The sequence below is a fragment of the Martinezella sp. CNPSo 3795 genome (assembly GCF_057784475.1).
Genome location: NZ_JBXSOQ010000004.1, coordinates 323,604 through 341,351 on the forward strand (window position 1 = coordinate 323,604; position 17,748 = coordinate 341,351).

Genomic DNA, 17,748 nt, shown 5'->3' on the forward strand with positions numbered 1-17,748 from the left:
ATAGCAGCCATATAGGTGCGAACCGTGCTCATGAAAACATCAAAGCGCCATTCATGATTATAAAAATCATGTTTTCAATGCGGTCGTCGGGCGTGCCCTTTTTAACACGCCTGGCATATATTCGCGGAGGCGCATTTTACGCCCCTCAAAAAGCCAGGGAAATTTCAATAAAAGATTAACCAATAATTTCATAATTCGGTGTGGACTAAGCGCGGAAGACGCCACTGCTTCGTCACGTGAAGTTGAGGCATTGAACGAAAGGCGGGGTCTCGTCGTTTTCAGTGTAGTGGGTGTATGATGTCTGAGACATCGCGGCCGAGTTGAAAACAGCACCGTCGAGCTCGAAGTTACCGTACGATACAGGGACTGATTAGAGAATGAAACTTGCCATCAAAGCCACAGCATCCGTCCTGGCTCTTTCCTGCTGCCTTTCCTCGATTGGCGCAACCTCCGCAAGTGCTATGACCCTCATGGATTTTATCCGTGGCGGTCAGGGCCGTCAGCAGAGCACGCAGGTTTCGGCTCCGGTTCCCGTCAACCCGGCGCAGACGCTGAACTCCGTTGAGCCTCCGCGGGCAAAGCAGCCGCTGCCGACCGTCGATGCGCCGAAATACTATACTTACAAGGCCGACCAGATGCGGCTGGTGTCGACAGTGCATTTCGCTGATCCGGTTGTGACCGGCGCCGTTGCAGATGCCTCTCCCACGCCGGTTGCTATTGATGCCGAAGTCTCGCAGCGCCGCTATCTGGCGGATGCCCGTGTCATGGCGACCAACGATATCGCCAAGGCGATCGAAACCTATTATGCCGATCAGAGCAAGCCGCTTCTCTGGGTTGCAGATCATGCCGTCAGCGACAAGGCGAAGGCCGCGATGGCGGTCCTTGCCGATGCTGGTTCCGTCGGCCTCGATCCTGCCGACTATGCGGTAACACTGCCCGGCGACAATGCCGCAAATGCCGACCCGGTGCTGCGTGATCGGGCTCTCATGCAATTTGAGCTCACGCTCTCCAGCAAGGTGCTGATGTTCGTCCAGGATACGGTTCGCGGTCGTCTCGACCCGAACAAGATCTCCGGCTATCACGACTTCAAGCGCAAGGACGTCAATCTGACGGCTATGCTCGATGTATTGCGCGCCAGCCCCGATGCTGCCGCCTATCTCAACAGCCGCAGCCCGTCCAACCCGCAATTCATGGAATTGAAGGCGGAGCTTGCGAAGCTGCGTTCCGAGGCCGGAACGGACGGCAGTCACATTTCCATTTCGCTCGCCGGTACGCTGAAGCCGGGTGATAGCTCGCCGGAAATGGCCAATATCGTCAAGGCGATACAGCATCGCGGCTCGAATGCACTGAAAACGGCTCACGCCGATCTTTTCTCCGCTTATCTGGGCACGCCGAGCTACACGCCCGAGCTCGTGTCGCTGGTCGAGGACTTTCAGCGCGAAAAGGGTCTGACGGCCGACGGCGTGATCGGCCCGTCCTCCGTTCGCGCGATGGTCGGCGAGAACAACGATGTGAAGATCCAGAAGCTGGTCATCGCCATGGAGCAGCTGCGCTGGCTGCCGGACGAACTAGGCCCGCGTTACGTCTTCATCAATCAGCCGGCCTTCATGGTCTATTACTACAATAACAATCAGGAGCAGCTGTCGATGCGCGTCGTCGTCGGCAGCAAGCAGCACCAGACCTTCTTCTTCGAAAATCAGGTGCAGACGGTCGAATTCAACCCATTCTGGGGCGTTCCGCAGTCGATCATCATCAACGAGATGCTGCCGAAGCTGCGTTCCGATCCGAACTATCTCGATCGCATGGGCTATCAGGTCGAAGTGGGCGGCCGCGCCGTCGCTTCGTCCAGCGTCGACTGGTATGGCTCGACGAAGAGCATTTCGGTTCGCCAGCCGCCGAGCAGCGACAACGCACTCGGTGAACTGAAGATCCTCTTCCCGAACTCGCACGCCATCTACATGCACGACACGCCGCAGAAGAGCTTCTTCAAGAAGGATATGCGCGCACTCAGCCACGGCTGTGTCCGTCTTGCCGATCCGCGCGCGATGGCCGCCGCCGTACTGAACACCACGGTTGATGACGTCGCCAAGCAGATCGCTACCGGCCAGAACAAGGCTGTGGCCGTGCCGCAGAAGTTCCCGATCTACATCGCCTATTTCACCGCCTGGCCGAACAAGGACGGCGTAATCCAGTATTTCAACGATGTCTACGATCGCGATGCTGCCACACAGAAGGCGCTCGATGCGACCTCAAAGGCGCGGACTGCTCAGATCTAAAGTCTGTTCAGTGGCGAAAACAAAAATGGCGGCCATGTGCCGCCGTTTTTTGTTGCCTGTCGTATGAGAATATCACGCAGCGTCAGCGGGCGTTTCAGTTCAATTCTTCGCCTCGATCCGCCATTCCCTGCTGCCGAAGGTAACGTCGAAGCGGGAGAGGAAGGAACGACCGAGTAGTCCGTCGACTTCGGCGCCAAGTGCCGCGGTGTCGTCGAGAACCACGGCCGTGATATCGCTAGCTTGGACATGACCGACCTTCACGGTGGTCGCCGTTGTGCGTGTGGCTTGAGAAACGCCGTTTGCCGTTTGAAGAGATATTCCGTTGTTGCCGTCGACCGGCAGCTTGGCTCGTGCGGCGAAAGCTTTGCTCACCGCGACGAAGCTTGCACCGGTGTCGACGATGAACACGCCGTCTGTGCCATTGATCGAGACCTTGGCAAGGATGACGTTCTTGCCCTGCGTCGGAAATCGATCGCTGCCTGTCGCGTAAGTCGAGGCGCATTTGCCCATTGTTTCATAGAGTTTAATGATCCCACGCACGACCGCTGTGTCGTTTCTATCGGGGTTAGTTGAAACCCAGAGTTGCAGCGGTCCGATCGCCTCGCAATATTCACCAAGCTCGCGGTAGCTGGCGGAGATTCCCTCAAATACGGCACTATTCAGTATCGCGATATTGTCGGTAAGGCCGATGACCGAATAGTAGTCGTCAATGGCGTCCCGATATTTCTTGGCATTTTGGCGAATTCGCGCTCGCTGGAAATAGAAATTGGGCATCCCCGGGGACATTGCTATCACTTGGTTAGAGACTTTCAGCGCTTCGTCGAAGTCGCTGAGATCGTCAAGAATTTGTGCCGCTGAGCTCAAGGCGATGTTCGACGGCTTGCACTTGTCGGAGAAGGCAATGAAGACTTTGGCCGCTTCGCGGCGATAGCCCTGCTTCGTTAGCTCATCTGCGAATTTGTAGACCGCGTTCCAATCACAATGCTCTCGCCGTAACATATCGAGATCGGCTGCCATCGCGGGTCTGCCTGCAACAATATTCGGCAAAGGTGCGATGTCGAAATGCTTATAGACCGCGGTCAGAGCGGCATCGGGTTTGGCTCCAGCTCCGGTTTCCGTCTCGACGTACCCTATAATGCGGTCGCCGTAGATGTAGAACCAAATACCTGCGCATAGTGCACCACAGATAATCGATGTTCGGACAATAGGAGCAAACCACCCCCTGCGGCTTGGCAATCTACCGGCGTTACGGTCTTCAGGATCTGCTACGAGCAAGGGGGAGCGCTCCGCTATCGAGTGATCGTCCCACCTCGGCAACATCGCGCAGCGGGCCTTTCGCTTGCGCGGTTATGACGCTGATAGCAGAACGTCGATAAGTTGTGGCTGAAGCGCGTGAATCGCGCAAGACCCGTTACAACCGCGCCGTTCGAACCGACAGGGATTTTAGTATTCTCAGGCCGCCAGCAGTCCCTCGACCAGTTCAGGCGTCAGCTCGTCATAGTGATAGATGATGCGGTTCGGTCCAAGCGTTTCGATGCCGACATCGGAGTAGCCGAAGGGGACCGCGATGGAGGGGACGCCGGCATTGCGGGCGACAAGGATGTCGTTGATGCTGTCACCGATCATGATCGTCCGGGCGATGTCGCCGCCCGCGCGCTCGATGGTGCCGATCAGGTGTTCGGCATTCGGCTTGCGGACAGTGAAGGTGTCGCCGCCGGTAATGGCCTCGAAATATTGGGTCAGTTCGAGCCGGTCGAGAAGTGTGCGCGCGAGCGATTCCATCTTGTTGGTGCAGACGGCCAGCTTGTAGCCTTTGTTCCGCAGTGTTGTAAGCGCGGCCAGGAGCCCGGGGTAGGGCTGCGTGACGCCGGGCATCGTCTCGGAATAATGGGTTATGAAGCGCTGTAGCAGAGCCGGTAATTCTTCCGATGTCAGCGTATAGCCATGCAGCTTGCAGGCCCGCTCGATCATCACCTGCGCGCCGTTGCCAACGAGATGCGTCACGTCGTCGTAAGTGACCGGCGGAAGCTTGAGTGCGGCGATCGTATGGTTCAGGCTGACGATCAGGTCCGCATGCGTGTCCAGCAGCGTGCCGTCGAGATCGAATACGACAAGGGGAGATTTCACGAGGAATCGGCCTTTGCATAGAAAAGAGTGCGTCTTCCGGAGTTAAAAGATCGCGCGGGCAATTGCAACCGAAGCGCCGGAAAGCCTAGGCGGGAAGGCCTCGGGGATTTCTATATCATGCCGTTATTTTGGCTTTCGTTTGGCTGGAGAGCCGTGTAAACAGCAGACCAACGTAACAATGGGAGCAGGTGGCGCATGGACGCCCGCCAGATGAAAATCGAGGCTGCGAGAGCCGCGCTCGCTCACGTCGAAAGCGGCATGCGGCTCGGGATCGGCACCGGCAGCACGGCGGAGGAATTCGTTCGCCTGCTCGCCGAAAAGGTCGCCGCCGGCCTCTCGATTGAGGGCGTTCCCACATCTGAAAGAACGGCCAAGCTCTGCAACGAACTCGGCGTGCCGTTGAAGTCGCTCGACGATCTTCCGGAACTTGACCTGACCATCGACGGAGCCGACGAGCTGGATGGTGCGCTGACGTTGATCAAGGGCGGCGGCGGCGCGCTGCTGCGCGAGAAGATCGTTGCTGCTTCCTCAGCCCGCATGATCGTGATCGCGGATCAGAGCAAGGTCGTTGAGACCCTCGGAGCCTTTCCGCTACCGATCGAGGTCAATCCCTTCGGTCTCGTTTCCACTCGCATCCTCATCGAGAAGGCGGCCTCGCGTCTTGGGCTTTCCGGCGCGCTCAACATGCGCCGCGCGGGCGACAGCCTCTTTGTCACCGATGGGGGGCATTATATCGTCGATGCATCTTTCGGCCGTATTCCTGATGCAGAGGCGCTGTCGAGCGAGCTCTATTCGATTCCCGGCGTTGTCGAACACGGGCTCTTTATCCATATGGCGACACAAGCGATCATTGCCGGCCCCGCCGGTGCGCGCACGTTGCAGGCGAACAATACATAGGAGCACTCATCTCATGATCAAATTTGCGGGTCTTGGCCGTCTTGCCGCTGCAACCATCCTTCTTTCCGGCATTGCTTTCGGTTCCGTAAGCGCTCAAGAGGTTTCCGAGGATCAGATCAAGGCTGCCCGCGCCGCGATCAATGCTCTCGGCATCACCAACCAGTTCGACAACATCTTGCCGAACCTCGCCGAGCAGCTGAAGAGCACGATGATCCAGGCAAACCCGAATTTCGGCGATGCGATCAACTCGACCGTCGACGCCACCGCGCTCGCGCTCGCACCGCGCCGTGCCGATCTGGAGCGTGAAGCGGCCATCACCTATGCCAAGGCCTTCTCTGCCGACGAACTGAAGGCGATTGCAGATTTCTACAATTCGGCGGCAGGCAAGAAGCTTCTCAAGGACGGTCCGCTCGCCACCCGCGAACTCTACAAGGCGGCCGATATCTGGAGCCAGGGCATTTCGCGCGATCTCGCAAAGCAGAGCAACGATGCCCTGCAGAAGGTCGTCAAGCAGCCGGTCGTTACGCCGGATGCCGGTGCGGTCGCTCAGCCGGCGCCGAAGCAGTAATCAACGGTTCGCCGCCGCAGCGGTTTCGACAGCTAGGTTTGTAGTTTTCGGTATCTGCGGCAAGCAGTTACAAATTCGAAGCCCGGATCGATTCCGGGCTTTTCTTTTTGGGTCTCGGCTCCCTATATGAGTGCCGACCCCCAATGGCGCTTCGCGCGCAACTTGATGTCTACAGGAGCGATCCATGCCTTCGTTTGATTTCGACCTTTTCGTGATTGGCGGCGGCTCGGGCGGTGTGCGCAGCGCGCGCGTGGCCGCATCGCTTGGCAAGAAGGTCGGGATCGCCGAGGAATATCGCTATGGCGGCACCTGCGTCATTCGCGGCTGCGTGCCGAAAAAATTGTTCGTCTACGCTTCGCAATATAGCGAGCATTTCGAGGATGCGGCCGGTTTCGGCTGGACGGTCGGCGACAGCAGCTTCGACTGGAAGAAACTGATCGAGGCGAAAGACAAGGAAATCGCCCGACTGGAGGGCCTCTATCGCAAGGGGCTCGACAATGCCAAGGCGGAGATCTTCGATACCCGCGCCGAGCTGGTCGATGCCCACACGATCAAGCTGCTGAAGACCGGCCAGACCGTGACCGCCGAGACCATCGTCGTTGCGACTGGCGGTCGGCCGAATCTGCACACGGCACTGCCGGGTCACGAGCTTTGCATCTCCTCGAACGAAGCGTTCCATCTGAAGGAACTGCCGAAATCGATCCTCATTGCCGGCGGCGGCTACATCGCCGTCGAGTTCGCCAACATCTTTCATGGTCTGGGCGTCGAGACGACGCTGATCTATCGCGGCGCCGAGATACTCTCGCGCTTCGATCAGGACCTGCGCAAAGGCCTTCACGAGGCCATGGAGGAGAAGGGCATCCGTATTCTCTGCCATGACATCATTGAGAATGTCGAGAAGGTAGAGGGCAGGCTCAGTGTTCGGACGAAGAACGATAAGCTCCTGACGGTCGATACCGTCATGCTGGCGCTCGGCCGTACGCCGAATACCGAAAATCTCGGGCTTGAGGCTGCCGGCGTCGCAATCAACGACCAGGGCGCTATTATCGTCGACGAATATTCGCGCACTTCCGTTGCGAACATCTACGCACTCGGCGACGTCACCGACCGGGTACAGCTGACACCGGTGGCGATCCACGAGGCCATGTGTTTCATCGAGACGGTCTACAAGGACAATCCGACCCGGCCGGATCACGAACTCATCCCGACGGCCGTTTTCTCGCAGCCGGAGATCGGTACGGTCGGCCTGACCGAGGAAGACGCTGCCAAGCGTTATCCGGAGCTCGAAGTTTACCGGGCGCAGTTCCGGCCGATGAAGGCGACGCTTTCGAGTCGAGCCGAGAAGATGATCATGAAGCTGATCGTCAACGCCGCGGACCGCAAGGTCATCGGCGCGCATATTCTCGGCCACGATGCCGGCGAGATGGCGCAGCTTCTCGGCATCACACTGAAGGCCGGTTGCACCAAGGACGATTTCGACCGCACCATGGCGGTGCATCCGACGGCGGCGGAAGAATTGGTAACGATGTATTCGCCGAGCTATCGCATTCGCAACGGCGAGCGCGTGTAACGCGCTCGTTTTGGCTCTGAGATCGACTGCACCATAAAAGATTCGCACAGTAGTTTGCCCGCCTTTGCAAGCGGGCGGCAAAGGTTTATAAGCGCGCGTTATTTACGACGACGGGCCGCCCGACCGAGATCGGGCGTACAAGCAGGTGAGTGAGATGGCACAGAATTGGACCCCGAGCAGTTGGCGGCAGAAACCGATCCAACAGGTGCCGGATTTTCCGGACAAGGTAGCGCTGGCAGAGACCGAAGCGCAGCTTGCAAGCTATCCGCCACTCGTTTTTGCCGGTGAAGCCCGTCGCCTGAAGGCGCATCTCGCCAATGTCGCAGAGGGCAACGGTTTCCTGCTTCAGGGCGGCGATTGCGCCGAAAGCTTTGCAGAACACGGTGCCGATACGATCCGTGACTTCTTCCGCGCCTTCCTGCAGATGGCGGTCGTGCTGACCTTCGGTGCGCAGCTGCCGGTCGTCAAGGTTGGCCGCATTGCTGGTCAGTTCGCCAAGCCGCGCTCGTCGAACATCGAAACGCAGAATGGCATCTCGCTGCCGAGCTATCGCGGCGACATCATCAACGGTATCGAGTTTACCGAGGAAGCACGCATTCCCAATCCCGACCGTCAGATGATGGCCTACCGTCAGTCTGCCGCGACGCTGAACCTGCTGCGCGCCTTCGCCATGGGCGGCTATGCCAACCTGGAAAACGTCCAGAAGTGGATGCTCGGCTTCGTCAAGGACAGCCCGCAGGGCGAGCGCTACCGCAAGCTTGCCGATCGTATCGGCGAGACCATGGATTTCATGCGTGCGATCGGCATCACCGCCGAGAGCAACGCAAGCCTGCGCGAAACCGATTTCTTCACCAGCCACGAAGCGCTGCTGCTTGGCTATGAAGAAGCCTTTACCCGCGTCGATTCCACGACCGGCGACTGGTACGCCACCTCCGGCCACATGCTCTGGATCGGCGACCGTACGCGCCAGGCCGACCACGCCCATGTCGAATATTTCCGCGGCATCAAGAACCCGATTGGTCTGAAGTGCGGTCCTTCGCTGCAGGCGGACGATCTGCTTAATCTGATCGACATCCTGAACCCGCAGAACGAAGCTGGCCGCCTGACGCTGATCTGCCGTTTCGGTCACGACAAGGTTGCCGACAACCTGCCGCGCCTCATTCGCGCCGTTGAGAAGGAAGGCCGCAAGGTCGTCTGGTCTTGCGACCCGATGCACGGCAATACGATCACGCTCAACAACTACAAGACGCGTCCGTTCGAACGCATCCTGTCGGAAGTGGAAAGCTTCTTCCAGATCCATCGCGCCGAGGGCACGCATCCGGGCGGCATCCATATCGAGATGACCGGCAAGGATGTGACCGAATGCACGGGCGGCGCCCGCGCGGTCGGCGCCGAGGATCTCCAGGATCGCTATCACACACATTGCGACCCGCGTCTCAATGCCGACCAGGCGCTGGAACTTGCCTTCCTGCTCGCTGAGCGGATGAAGGGCGGTCGGGACGAGAAGCGTATGCGCGCACACGGCTGAGCGAAGCCGCATTCATGATCTCTCGAACGGGCCGGCGAAAACCGGCCCGTTCGCTTTTGGGCTAGGAGCGATCAGCTTGGCTGAAAGACGCTTCAGTTCTTTGAAATTGACCCAACTTCCGTTCTCGGCAAGGCTGCCTCAAAATAAGGGGAGCGATGATGAGCCACGAACACACGGGAGCCTGCCTCTGCGGCAGTGTAAGTTTCAGGACGCACGGAAAACTGCGCGAAGTGGTCGCCTGCCATTGTTCGCAGTGCCGCAAACAGACCGGGCTCTATTATGCCGCGACCAATGTCGCACGCGAAAATCTTGTCATCGAGGGAGAAGAGGCGATCACCTGGTATCGTGCCAGCACATTCGCTCACCGCGGCTTTTGCAGGATCTGCGGCTCGGCTCTGTTTTGGGTGGCCGATGGCGCCGATGAAATATCGATCATGGCCGGTCTGTTCGATCAGCCGAGCGGCCTTGAGATGGGCTATCATATCTATTGCGCCGACAAGGGCGATTATTACGAGATCAGCGACGGACTGCCGCAATATCGGCAGGGGCGACCGGGGCTGTTGACGGCAGGCCCCTCCGATTGACCTTTAGATGGTGCCTTTTTCGGCAACGAGCTTGCTCAGTTTGGCGAGTTCTTCACGCACCACCGCAAGCTCGGTCAACACCTGCATGTCGATCTTCTGATGCAGGGACAGCACTTCCAGCTCGGACTTGAGATTGACTTCATAATCCTTGGCCGCCTCGAAACGATCCCGCTCGGCCTGCCGGTTCTGTGACATCATGATGATCGGCGCCTGAATCGCGGCGAGCATGGAGAGAACGAGATTCAGGAAGATGAAGGGGTAGGGGTCGAAGGCGTTCGTGGTGAGGAGGATCGTGTTGATGACGCACCAGAAGGCCAGAAACAGCAGGAAGGCGATAATGAAGGACCATGAGCCGCCGACACGGGCGATGCTGTCTGCGAGACGCTGCCCCCGGGAGGATTCCGCCGAGATGGCGGCGTTGATATCGGTGGAGATGATTTTCCGCTCGTGCGCCTTTTTAAGAACGCGCTTTTCGATATCGCCGAGCTGATCGGCTGTCTTGTCAAAATGCAGATGAACGAAGTTGGGAAGATTATGCATTGGGAGGGCTCCAAGGTCCTTGTGGCATTGAATGCAACTATTCGACCAATGGGGAAAAATGCAACGAGGGAAGGGTTTCAAACTCGATTGCGCATGGAGCTGCTGCGCGTACTGTTATCGCAAAAAAACACCCGCACTAACTCATGTTTATAATGGGCTAGCTGTCTTCCTGGCCCATTAGCTCCGCATGAGACGGGAAGAAGCGCTCCAAACCATATTGGTGGCCGAACATCATGTCGTGCTGCAGATAGCGATAGTCGCGCACGGTCGGGTCAAGCTCCGGCTCCTTGCGGCCCCAATCGGGGAAGGTCTGGCTGTCGCGGGTTGCCAGCTGATAGCGGTCGACGATGTTGTATTTCTTCTGCACGCGGCCGAGAAAGCCCGTATAGAAAGGATGCTCATAGCCTGCCGTTTTCAGCAGGTGATAAGGCAGCTGCGAGGGGCTGATGGTACCGATGTCCTTGCGAACGCCCTTCTTGCTCGACCAGACGACGAGCGGCGTTTCGTGCTCCTTCTTCATGACGTCGAGCGGCGCCTTGCGGGTTGCCACCTGCTGCGGCATGTAGCCGGTGTTTGGATAGACGCTGCCGAGCGGCGGCAGATGATCGCCCCAGAGGACGATAATGGTTTCCCGGTCGCGCTTTTCGGCCCAATCCATCAGCATCTTCAGGCTGTCATCGGCTTCGCGAACGCCCTGTGCATAGGTAGCGAGCGCCGCACGGTCATCGTCGTTCAAATTGCCCGCGATATCGACGGTATTCTCAGAATAGCGGTCGGCTTCGTAAGGCCCATGTCCCTGAAGAGTGACCGCGAAGAAGAAGAAGGGACGCTCGGCGGCGTCTCCTTCGCTCATGATTTCCTTCATAAGGGAGTCGTCGGCTGCGAACATGCCGCGTTTATCCATGGGCGGCAAAGTCTCCTGGGTATGAAATTCTTCGAAGCCGAAAGCCCTGTAGACCTCGTTACGGTTCCAGAACCAGCCGCTGAAGGGATGCAGTGCGCGCGCCGTATAGCCTTCGCCGCGGAAGAAAGTGGCAAGCGACGGCAGCGGGCGGCGCACATATTGCTGATAGGGAATGCTGCCATAAGGGAGAAAGGCGTTGGAAAAGCCCGTCAGTGCCTCGAACTCGACATTGGCGGTCATGCCGCCGAATTCCGGCGAGAAGACATTGCCCGATTGTCTGGCGCGGATCGTCGGCATCGGATCCGGTGTGAAGGCGATGTTGGAAAGTCGCGTCGGATCCCAGAGGGATTCGCTCATCAGCATGATAATGTCGGGCTTTTGGCGCGGACCGGAGAGATAGCCGTAATTTCTTGCGGGCATGGTGTCGATGGCGCCAGCGCCGTATCCGGCCGGTGACTTGATGTCGGCCATGGGCAGGTTCAGCGCGAAGGCGACGATGAAGCCGTTGTGGTTGTAATTTTCCGTCTGGTCCCAGACGATCGGTATGATCCCCAGCTTCTCGCGAACATAGGAATATTGTGTGGGGTCCATCTGTGAGGCGAAAAGTGCTGCCAGCGGCAGGCAGATCGAAAGCCGGGCAAGGCGCTCGTTTCGCGAAAGTGCGACCGTGTGGCTCCGGATATAGCGCCAGAACAGGATCATGGCGCCGGTGCCGGCGATGATGCCGATTGCCAGGGCAATCGCCGTCCAAGGGCGATCACGTACCATGACCGGCATCAGCTCCATGATCTGCCGCCCAAACAGGAAGTCCGAAGGGTAGAGCGGATCGGAGAGAAAATTCTGCTTCTGGCTGGAAATGAAGGCCGGTATGAGCAGCACTGGAGCGACGATCAAAGCGGATAGATGCGCGCGACCGATCAAGGCATCCAGTGTCAGCATGGTCAGCATGACAACGCCGATGGTGGCAAGGCCCGGACGGGACGGGGAAAGGAGATAGGTCCAAGCGGAGGCGAATTCGCCGCGTGCAACCCATTCGACCGTCATAACGATGGACAGGGAGAAAAGGAGGGTCAGCGTAAGGCTCAGAAGCAGGCGCAGAGCGGCAGACTTCTGTTTTGCCGCGCCGATCTTCTGGAAAAGGGCAAGCTTGCCCGCCAAGGCGGACTCGATGACCAATGCGACCAATGCTTTCTCCAAAAGCTACAAAATATTCATATAAGTGTCACGCTTCTGTCATGAATTCTTCATGAACTGCAAGGCTGGCCTGGTATTTTTTGGGGCAAAAATACCTCCTCTGCGCGTAGTGCGATCTTTGATGCGTGTGCGGGAAGGAAGGCGGTTGCGGAAGAAAGATGGCATCGCTAAATGTATGGCATGACAGAGCAAAGCCAGATTACCCACACCATCCGCATCGCCGTCGCGCAGCTCAATCCGACGGTCGGCGACGTCTCCGGCAATCTCGCCAAGGCGCGTGAGGCCCGGGCCGAAGCGGCGCGCGAAGGCGCGCAGATCGTCCTGCTGACGGAGTTGTTCATTTCCGGCTATCCGCCGGAAGATCTCGTGCTGAAGCCGGCATTCATCCGCGCCTGCTGGAAGGCGGTGGAAGCTCTGGCTGCCGATACGGCCGATGGCGGCCCTGGCGTGATCATCGGCTTTCCCCGGCAGGACGAGACGGGCCGCTACAATTCGATTGCCGTTCTCGATGGCGGCAAGGTGATTGCGATCCGTGACAAGGTAGACTTGCCGAACTACGGCGAGTTTGACGAGAAGCGCGTGTTCGATCAGGGCGCCATGCCCGGTCCGGTCAATTTCCGCGGCGTGCGACTGGGTATCCCGATCTGCGAGGACATCTGGGGCGAGCTCGGCGTCTGCGAGACGCTGGCTGAAAGCGGTGCGGAAATCCTTCTGTCGCCGAATGGCTCGCCGTACTATCGCGGCAAGGTCGACGTGCGCCATCAGGTCGTGCTGAAGCAGGTCATCGAGACGGGCCTGCCGATGATCTATGCCGCCCAGCTCGGCGGCCAGGACGAACTGGTTTTCGATGGCGCCAGCTTCGGTTTCAATGCCGACAAGACCCTGGCCTTCCAGATGAGCCAGTTCGAGACCGCGCTGGCGGTGACGACCTGGAAGAAGAATGGCGATGGCTGGCATTGCGCCGAAGGGCCGATGGCCCATATTCCGGAGGGCGAGGAGGCGGATTATCGCGCCTGCCTGCTGGGCTTCCGCGACTATGTCAACAAGAATGGCTTCAAGTCGGTCGTGCTTGGCCTGTCCGGCGGTATCGACTCTGCGATCTGCGCGGCGATTGCCGTCGATGCGCTTGGCGAAGAGCGTGTGCGCACCGTCATGCTGCCCTATCGCTATACCTCGCAGGATTCGCTGAAGGATGCGGCCGATTGCGCCAAGGCGCTCGGATGCCGCTACGATATCGTGCCGATTGAGGATCCCGTTACCGGCTTCAGTTCGGCTCTGTCCGATCTTTTCGAAGGCACGGAAAGCGGCATCACCGAGGAAAACCTGCAGAGCCGCGCCCGCGGCACCATCCTGATGGCGATCTCCAACAAGTTCGGTTCGATGGTGGTGACGACGGGCAACAAGTCGGAAATGTCTGTCGGATACGCCACGCTCTATGGCGACATGAACGGCGGCTTCAACCCGATCAAGGATCTCTACAAGATGCAGGTCTACGCGCTGTCGCGCTGGCGCAACCTGCACGTGCCGCCGGGCGCGCTCGGCCCCTCGGGCGAGGTCATCCCCCATAATATCATCGACAAGGCGCCTTCGGCGGAACTAAGGCCGAACCAGACGGACCAGGATTCACTGCCGCCCTATCCGGTGCTTGACGATATCCTCGAATGCCTGGTGGAAAAGGAGATGTCGGTGGAGGAGATCGTGGCCCGAGGCCATGATGTCGCGACCGTACATCGCGTTGAACATCTGCTCTATCTCGCCGAGTACAAGCGCCGCCAGTCTGCGCCGGGTGTGAAGATCACCAAGAAGAATTTCGGTCGCGATCGCCGCTATCCGATCACCAACCGGTTCCGCGATCGCTGATCGCGGCATCCAACGGCAAGGGAGAGGAAGAATGCGCAGCTCGGTCGAGATTTATAATATCCGCACGGGTGCGAACCGGATCGTCTGGCAAACGGACCAGCTGATCGAGGCGCCGAACTATTCGCCTGACGGCCGCTATCTGCTGCTGAATGGCGACGGGCTGCTCTATCGGCTGCCGCTGGATGGCAGTGGGATCGTCCAGATCGATACCGGCTTTGCGACCCTGTGCAACAACGATCACGGCATCTCGCCGGACGGTTCACTGATTGCCATTTCCGACAAGACGCAGCATGGCAAATCCTGCATCTATGTTCTGCCGGCAGAGGGCGGCACGCCAAGGCAGGTGACGACCAATCTGCCCTCTTACTGGCATGGCTGGTCGCCGGACGGAAAGCGCTTCTCCTACTGCGGCATCCGCAACGACGTTTTCGATATCTATACGATCTCGATCGATGGCGGCGAAGAGACCCGCCTGACGCATGGCGAGGGCCGCAATGACGGACCTGACTATTCGGCCGACGGGCGATGGATTTATTTCAATTCGAGCCGCACCGGCCTGATGCAAATCTGGCGCATCCATCCTGATGGCACCGGCCTCGAGCAGGTGACCCATGATAATTACGGCAATTGGTTCGCGCATCCGTCGCCAAAGAACGACAAGGTGGTCCTGATCTCCTATGATCCTGACGTCTTTGATCATCCGCGCGATCTCAATGTGCGGATGCGGCTGATGGATATGGATGGCGGCAACCTGACGACGCTGTTCGAGCTCTTTGGCGGGCAGGGATCGATCAATGTGCCGAACTGGTCACCGGATGGGGACGAGTTCGCCTATGTCCGCTACGAGCCTGCCTGAGCTCTGGACAGAGCGCAACCGGCGCGATAGATCTGGATGCGTTCTCAGGGCGCATCCGATCCGCGGGAAGGGCTAGGCCCACCTGATGCATTTAAAGTGAGACTGCCACACCTCTTTTCAGTCTGTGGGCGCGGATACCGGACGTAAATGGAAGGAGGTCTACCGTGACCACGCGCTCTTTGGCTGTCGACGCCACTCTCGATTCCCTTAAAAAGCAGGCCAAGTCTTTCCTTAAGGCCGTTCAAGCCGGCGATACTTCGGCGCGCAGCCGCGTTATGCCCTATTTTGCGGATATAGCCAGCGTTGGACTGCAGGACATTCAGCTCGTTCTTGCCCGCGAATTCGGCTTTTCGAGTTGGGCGAAGCTCAAGGCACATCTGGAAAGCGGCGATCGCAAGCATATCCCACGGGATCAGCTCGCCAACCGTTTCCTGTCGCTGGCGACCGTTTCGTATTTTGCCAATATTCCCGCCGATCCCGCGCGCTTCGATGAGGCGCTAATGCTGCTGGAGTCCCATCCGGAGATTGCCGACGAAAGCATCCATGTCGCCGCCGCGCTTGGCGACGCCGACCGGGTAGGTCGCTGGCTTGATCGACAGCCACAGCTTCTCGATCGCAGGGGCGGGCCGCATGATCTCACTCCGCTGATGTACGCAGCCTATGCTCGCGTGCCGGGTCGTTCCAGCCTGCCGGCAGCCCGTGAGCTGGTTCGGCGCGGGGCCGATGTCAACGCCTTCTTTCTCGATGCCGGTCAGTATCGCTTCACCGTTTTGACCGGCGTCTTCGGCGAAGGCGAGGCGGGAAAGGATCGTCAGCCGCCGCATCCGGAATGCGAGGCATTCGCGCGGCTGCTGCTCGATGCGGGCGCTGAAGCCAATGATAGTCAGGCGCTCTACAACCGCATGTTCGAGCGGGACGATACATGCCTGAAATTGCTGATCGAATATGGCTTGTCCGCTAGGGATAAGAACAATTGGTTCGTGCGCGAAGACGGCAAATTCGTCGAGAACATGCAGACTGTTTTCGACTATCAGCTTGCCTGGGCGCTGGAACATCGCATGGGCGAGCGGGTACGTCTGCTGGTGGAGAATGGCGCTGATGTCCATAAGCCCATTAACGGCAGGACTCCCTATGAATGGGTTCGCCTGAGTGGCGATAGCAAGCTGGCAGCATACCTTATTCAGAAGGGTGCCGTCGCGGTTCGCCTGAAGCTGGAGGATTGGGCCTATCTTCAGATTAAGGCGGGTGACATCGACGCAGAGCAGATCATGATGCTTTTCAAGCAGCAGGGCGGAAACAATCTTAATATCGTAGCAGCGATGGATAAAGCTCATCCCGACATGCTGCACGAGGCTGCTGGCGAAAATGATCTGCGCGCCGTGGGTCTCATGTTGGCGCTGGATTTTGACGTCAATGCAATGACAAGCCGAACACCGCTGCATGAAGCCGCGCTGCATGGCCATATGGAGATGGCGAAGCTGCTGATCGAGCATGGAGCGGACACCACCGTTCGTGATCCCAATTTTCATGCGCCGCCGATCGGTTGGGCCGAATATAACGGCAAGGATGAGATGGTCGAGTTTCTGAAGGCCTATCCGCTCGATATTTTCGCGGCGGCCACTTTCGGTCAGGTCGATCAGCTGGCTGCTATTCTCGATAGGCATCCGGAACAGGTGAATATCCGCTTCGGAGACTTCCGCCCTCATGGGCAGGCCACCGATCGCGATTGGATGACGCCGCTTGGCTTTGCCATTGTCAATCGCTGCGGCGAGGCGGTGCGCATCCTGCTGGCGAAGGGTGCGGATCGCTCGGTCAGGGATGTTTCCGGACAGTCCTATCGCGATCTCGCGAGAGAGACGGGCGATGAGGCCATCATCTCCTTGTTGCGCCAGCCTTGAACGACATGAAATCAACGCAGTCGGGCGGAGATGGGCAACATCCGCCCACGCATTATTGTGCCGGCTGCGGCCCGGCCTCTTTCGGATGTTTAAGGTCGATGCTGCCCTGGTCGGTCGCGAGAAATTGCGGGCCGACCTGGCGAACCTTATGGGCCGAAGGATCGTAGGGGCGATCCGGCGGAAATTGCTGCGGCTGCGCCTGTGTTACCTTGGGCGCCGCCGTCGGTGGTGCCTGCTTTTGTTCGAGGCTGGAATTCTTCTGGAGCCTTGGCGTCTCGATGACGGTAATGGAGCTTTCGGGCTTGGCCAGGGACTGCTCCTGCGGCGCATAGGCATCCATTTTCGTGTGGGTATCGATGACAATATCCGGCGTTGCCGAAGCCGGCAGGCTGCAGCCGTTGCGCTGCATCGTGTCCAGCAACTGCCGGCGCTGCATGGCAACGGCATCGACGCGGCCAACGCTCTGCTCGCGCTGATCCATCAGCAGGGAGAGATCGTGCCGCATCTGATCGATCGATTGCCTGATGTCATCGCAGACGCCCTGACTGTCCTGGCCGTCAAAAACGCCATCGTCGCCTTCGACGCAGCCCTGGTTGCGCAGATCGCTCATCGTCCGGCGGATCATCAGGTTCTGCTGCACGATGGCGCGCGAGAGCTGGCGTGTTTCCTGGCTGGCGCCGATCACTTCGCTGATGTCGACATAGCGGCCGCGCAGTTCGTCGCAGAGATCGACCTGTGCGAGGGCCGCCGATGTGGCCGTCAGCAGGGAAAAGAAGGCAATGGAAGCTTGTTTTATGCCGCGGTTCACGGTTCTGCTCTCGAAAGCGGTTTTAAGTCGCTGAAGATTACACGCAGCAGCTTAACAACGTATCCATGAAAAAGCACGGATTTCGAGAGGATTTTCGTGAAATTGCAGGTCGCAGCCGCCGATAGCCAGGGGATAGGC

The 17,748-nt window shown here is 58.7% G+C and carries 14 protein-coding genes; 9 read left to right on the plus strand and 5 right to left on the minus strand.

Annotated features, from left to right (window positions below; genetic code table 11):
* Positions 1–377 precede the first annotated feature (377 nt).
* On the plus strand, positions 378–2,276 hold the full coding sequence (locus tag AC13QY_RS14950; RefSeq protein WP_488493628.1) for a L,D-transpeptidase family protein: 1,899 nt from the start codon (positions 378–380) through the stop codon (positions 2,274–2,276).
* Between the two features lie 99 nt (positions 2,277–2,375).
* Here the strand turns inward: AC13QY_RS14950 and AC13QY_RS14955 are convergent, their stop codons facing one another.
* Together AC13QY_RS14955 and AC13QY_RS14960 are read right to left on the minus strand one after the other, a co-directional pair.
* A complete protein-coding gene (locus AC13QY_RS14955; protein WP_173004624.1) occupies positions 2,376–3,551 on the minus strand; it encodes a TIGR02281 family clan AA aspartic protease in 1,176 nt (391 codons plus the stop codon).
* Between the two features lie 177 nt (positions 3,552–3,728).
* The gene (locus AC13QY_RS14960; RefSeq protein ID WP_113333104.1) at positions 3,729–4,403 is read right to left on the minus strand and encodes an HAD family hydrolase; all 675 of its coding nucleotides are present in this window, start codon (positions 4,401–4,403) and stop codon (positions 3,729–3,731) included.
* A gap of 195 nt (positions 4,404–4,598) precedes the next feature.
* Here AC13QY_RS14960 and rpiA point away from each other — a divergent pair, with 195 nt between their 5' ends.
* The 5 genes from rpiA to AC13QY_RS14985 all read left to right on the plus strand — a co-directional run bounded on the left by rpiA (position 4,599) and on the right by AC13QY_RS14985 (position 9,550).
* Entirely contained in the window at positions 4,599–5,300 is a 702-nt protein-coding gene (gene rpiA, locus AC13QY_RS14965; protein WP_113333105.1) for a ribose-5-phosphate isomerase RpiA, read from the plus strand.
* Between the two features lie 13 nt (positions 5,301–5,313).
* Entirely contained in the window at positions 5,314–5,868 is a 555-nt protein-coding gene (locus AC13QY_RS14970; RefSeq protein ID WP_488493629.1) for a DUF2059 domain-containing protein, read from the plus strand.
* Between the two features lie 184 nt (positions 5,869–6,052).
* Positions 6,053–7,438, plus strand: a complete 1,386-nt coding sequence (gene gor / locus AC13QY_RS14975; protein ID WP_152096064.1) for a glutathione-disulfide reductase — start codon at positions 6,053–6,055, stop codon at positions 7,436–7,438.
* A 154-nt stretch (positions 7,439–7,592) separates the two neighbouring features.
* The gene (locus tag AC13QY_RS14980; RefSeq protein WP_113355255.1) at positions 7,593–8,966 is read left to right on the plus strand and encodes a class II 3-deoxy-7-phosphoheptulonate synthase; all 1,374 of its coding nucleotides are present in this window, start codon (positions 7,593–7,595) and stop codon (positions 8,964–8,966) included.
* Positions 8,967–9,124: 158 nt separating this feature from the next.
* On the plus strand, positions 9,125–9,550 hold the full coding sequence (locus tag AC13QY_RS14985; RefSeq protein ID WP_113333144.1) for a GFA family protein: 426 nt from the start codon (positions 9,125–9,127) through the stop codon (positions 9,548–9,550).
* Between the two features lie 3 nt (positions 9,551–9,553).
* Here the strand turns inward: AC13QY_RS14985 and AC13QY_RS14990 are convergent, their stop codons facing one another.
* Both AC13QY_RS14990 and AC13QY_RS14995 read right to left on the minus strand, forming a co-directional pair.
* Entirely contained in the window at positions 9,554–10,090 is a 537-nt protein-coding gene (locus AC13QY_RS14990) for a DUF1003 domain-containing protein (protein ID WP_113355259.1), read from the minus strand.
* A gap of 157 nt (positions 10,091–10,247) precedes the next feature.
* Positions 10,248–12,179 (minus strand): LTA synthase family protein, encoded by a 1,932-nt coding sequence (locus AC13QY_RS14995; RefSeq protein WP_113355261.1) that lies wholly within the window; start codon positions 12,177–12,179, stop codon positions 10,248–10,250.
* 189 nt (positions 12,180–12,368) lie between these two features.
* Here AC13QY_RS14995 and AC13QY_RS15000 point away from each other — a divergent pair, with 189 nt between their 5' ends.
* From AC13QY_RS15000 to AC13QY_RS15010, 3 genes are all read left to right on the plus strand, one after another.
* Positions 12,369–14,048 carry an NAD+ synthase gene (locus AC13QY_RS15000; RefSeq protein WP_113355301.1) on the plus strand — a complete coding sequence of 560 codons (1,680 nt, stop codon included), beginning with the start codon at positions 12,369–12,371 and terminating at the stop codon, positions 14,046–14,048.
* A 31-nt stretch (positions 14,049–14,079) separates the two neighbouring features.
* Complete coding sequence (locus AC13QY_RS15005) at positions 14,080–14,904, plus strand: TolB family protein (RefSeq protein WP_113355263.1); 825 nt, start codon at positions 14,080–14,082, stop codon at positions 14,902–14,904.
* A gap of 164 nt (positions 14,905–15,068) precedes the next feature.
* Complete coding sequence (locus tag AC13QY_RS15010) at positions 15,069–16,802, plus strand: ankyrin repeat domain-containing protein (RefSeq protein ID WP_113355267.1); 1,734 nt, start codon at positions 15,069–15,071, stop codon at positions 16,800–16,802.
* Between the two features lie 52 nt (positions 16,803–16,854).
* Here AC13QY_RS15010 and AC13QY_RS15015 read toward each other — a convergent pair whose 3' ends face one another.
* Positions 16,855–17,610, minus strand: a complete 756-nt coding sequence (locus AC13QY_RS15015) for a hypothetical protein (RefSeq protein ID WP_113355271.1) — start codon at positions 17,608–17,610, stop codon at positions 16,855–16,857.
* Positions 17,611–17,748: the final 138 nt, after the last annotated feature.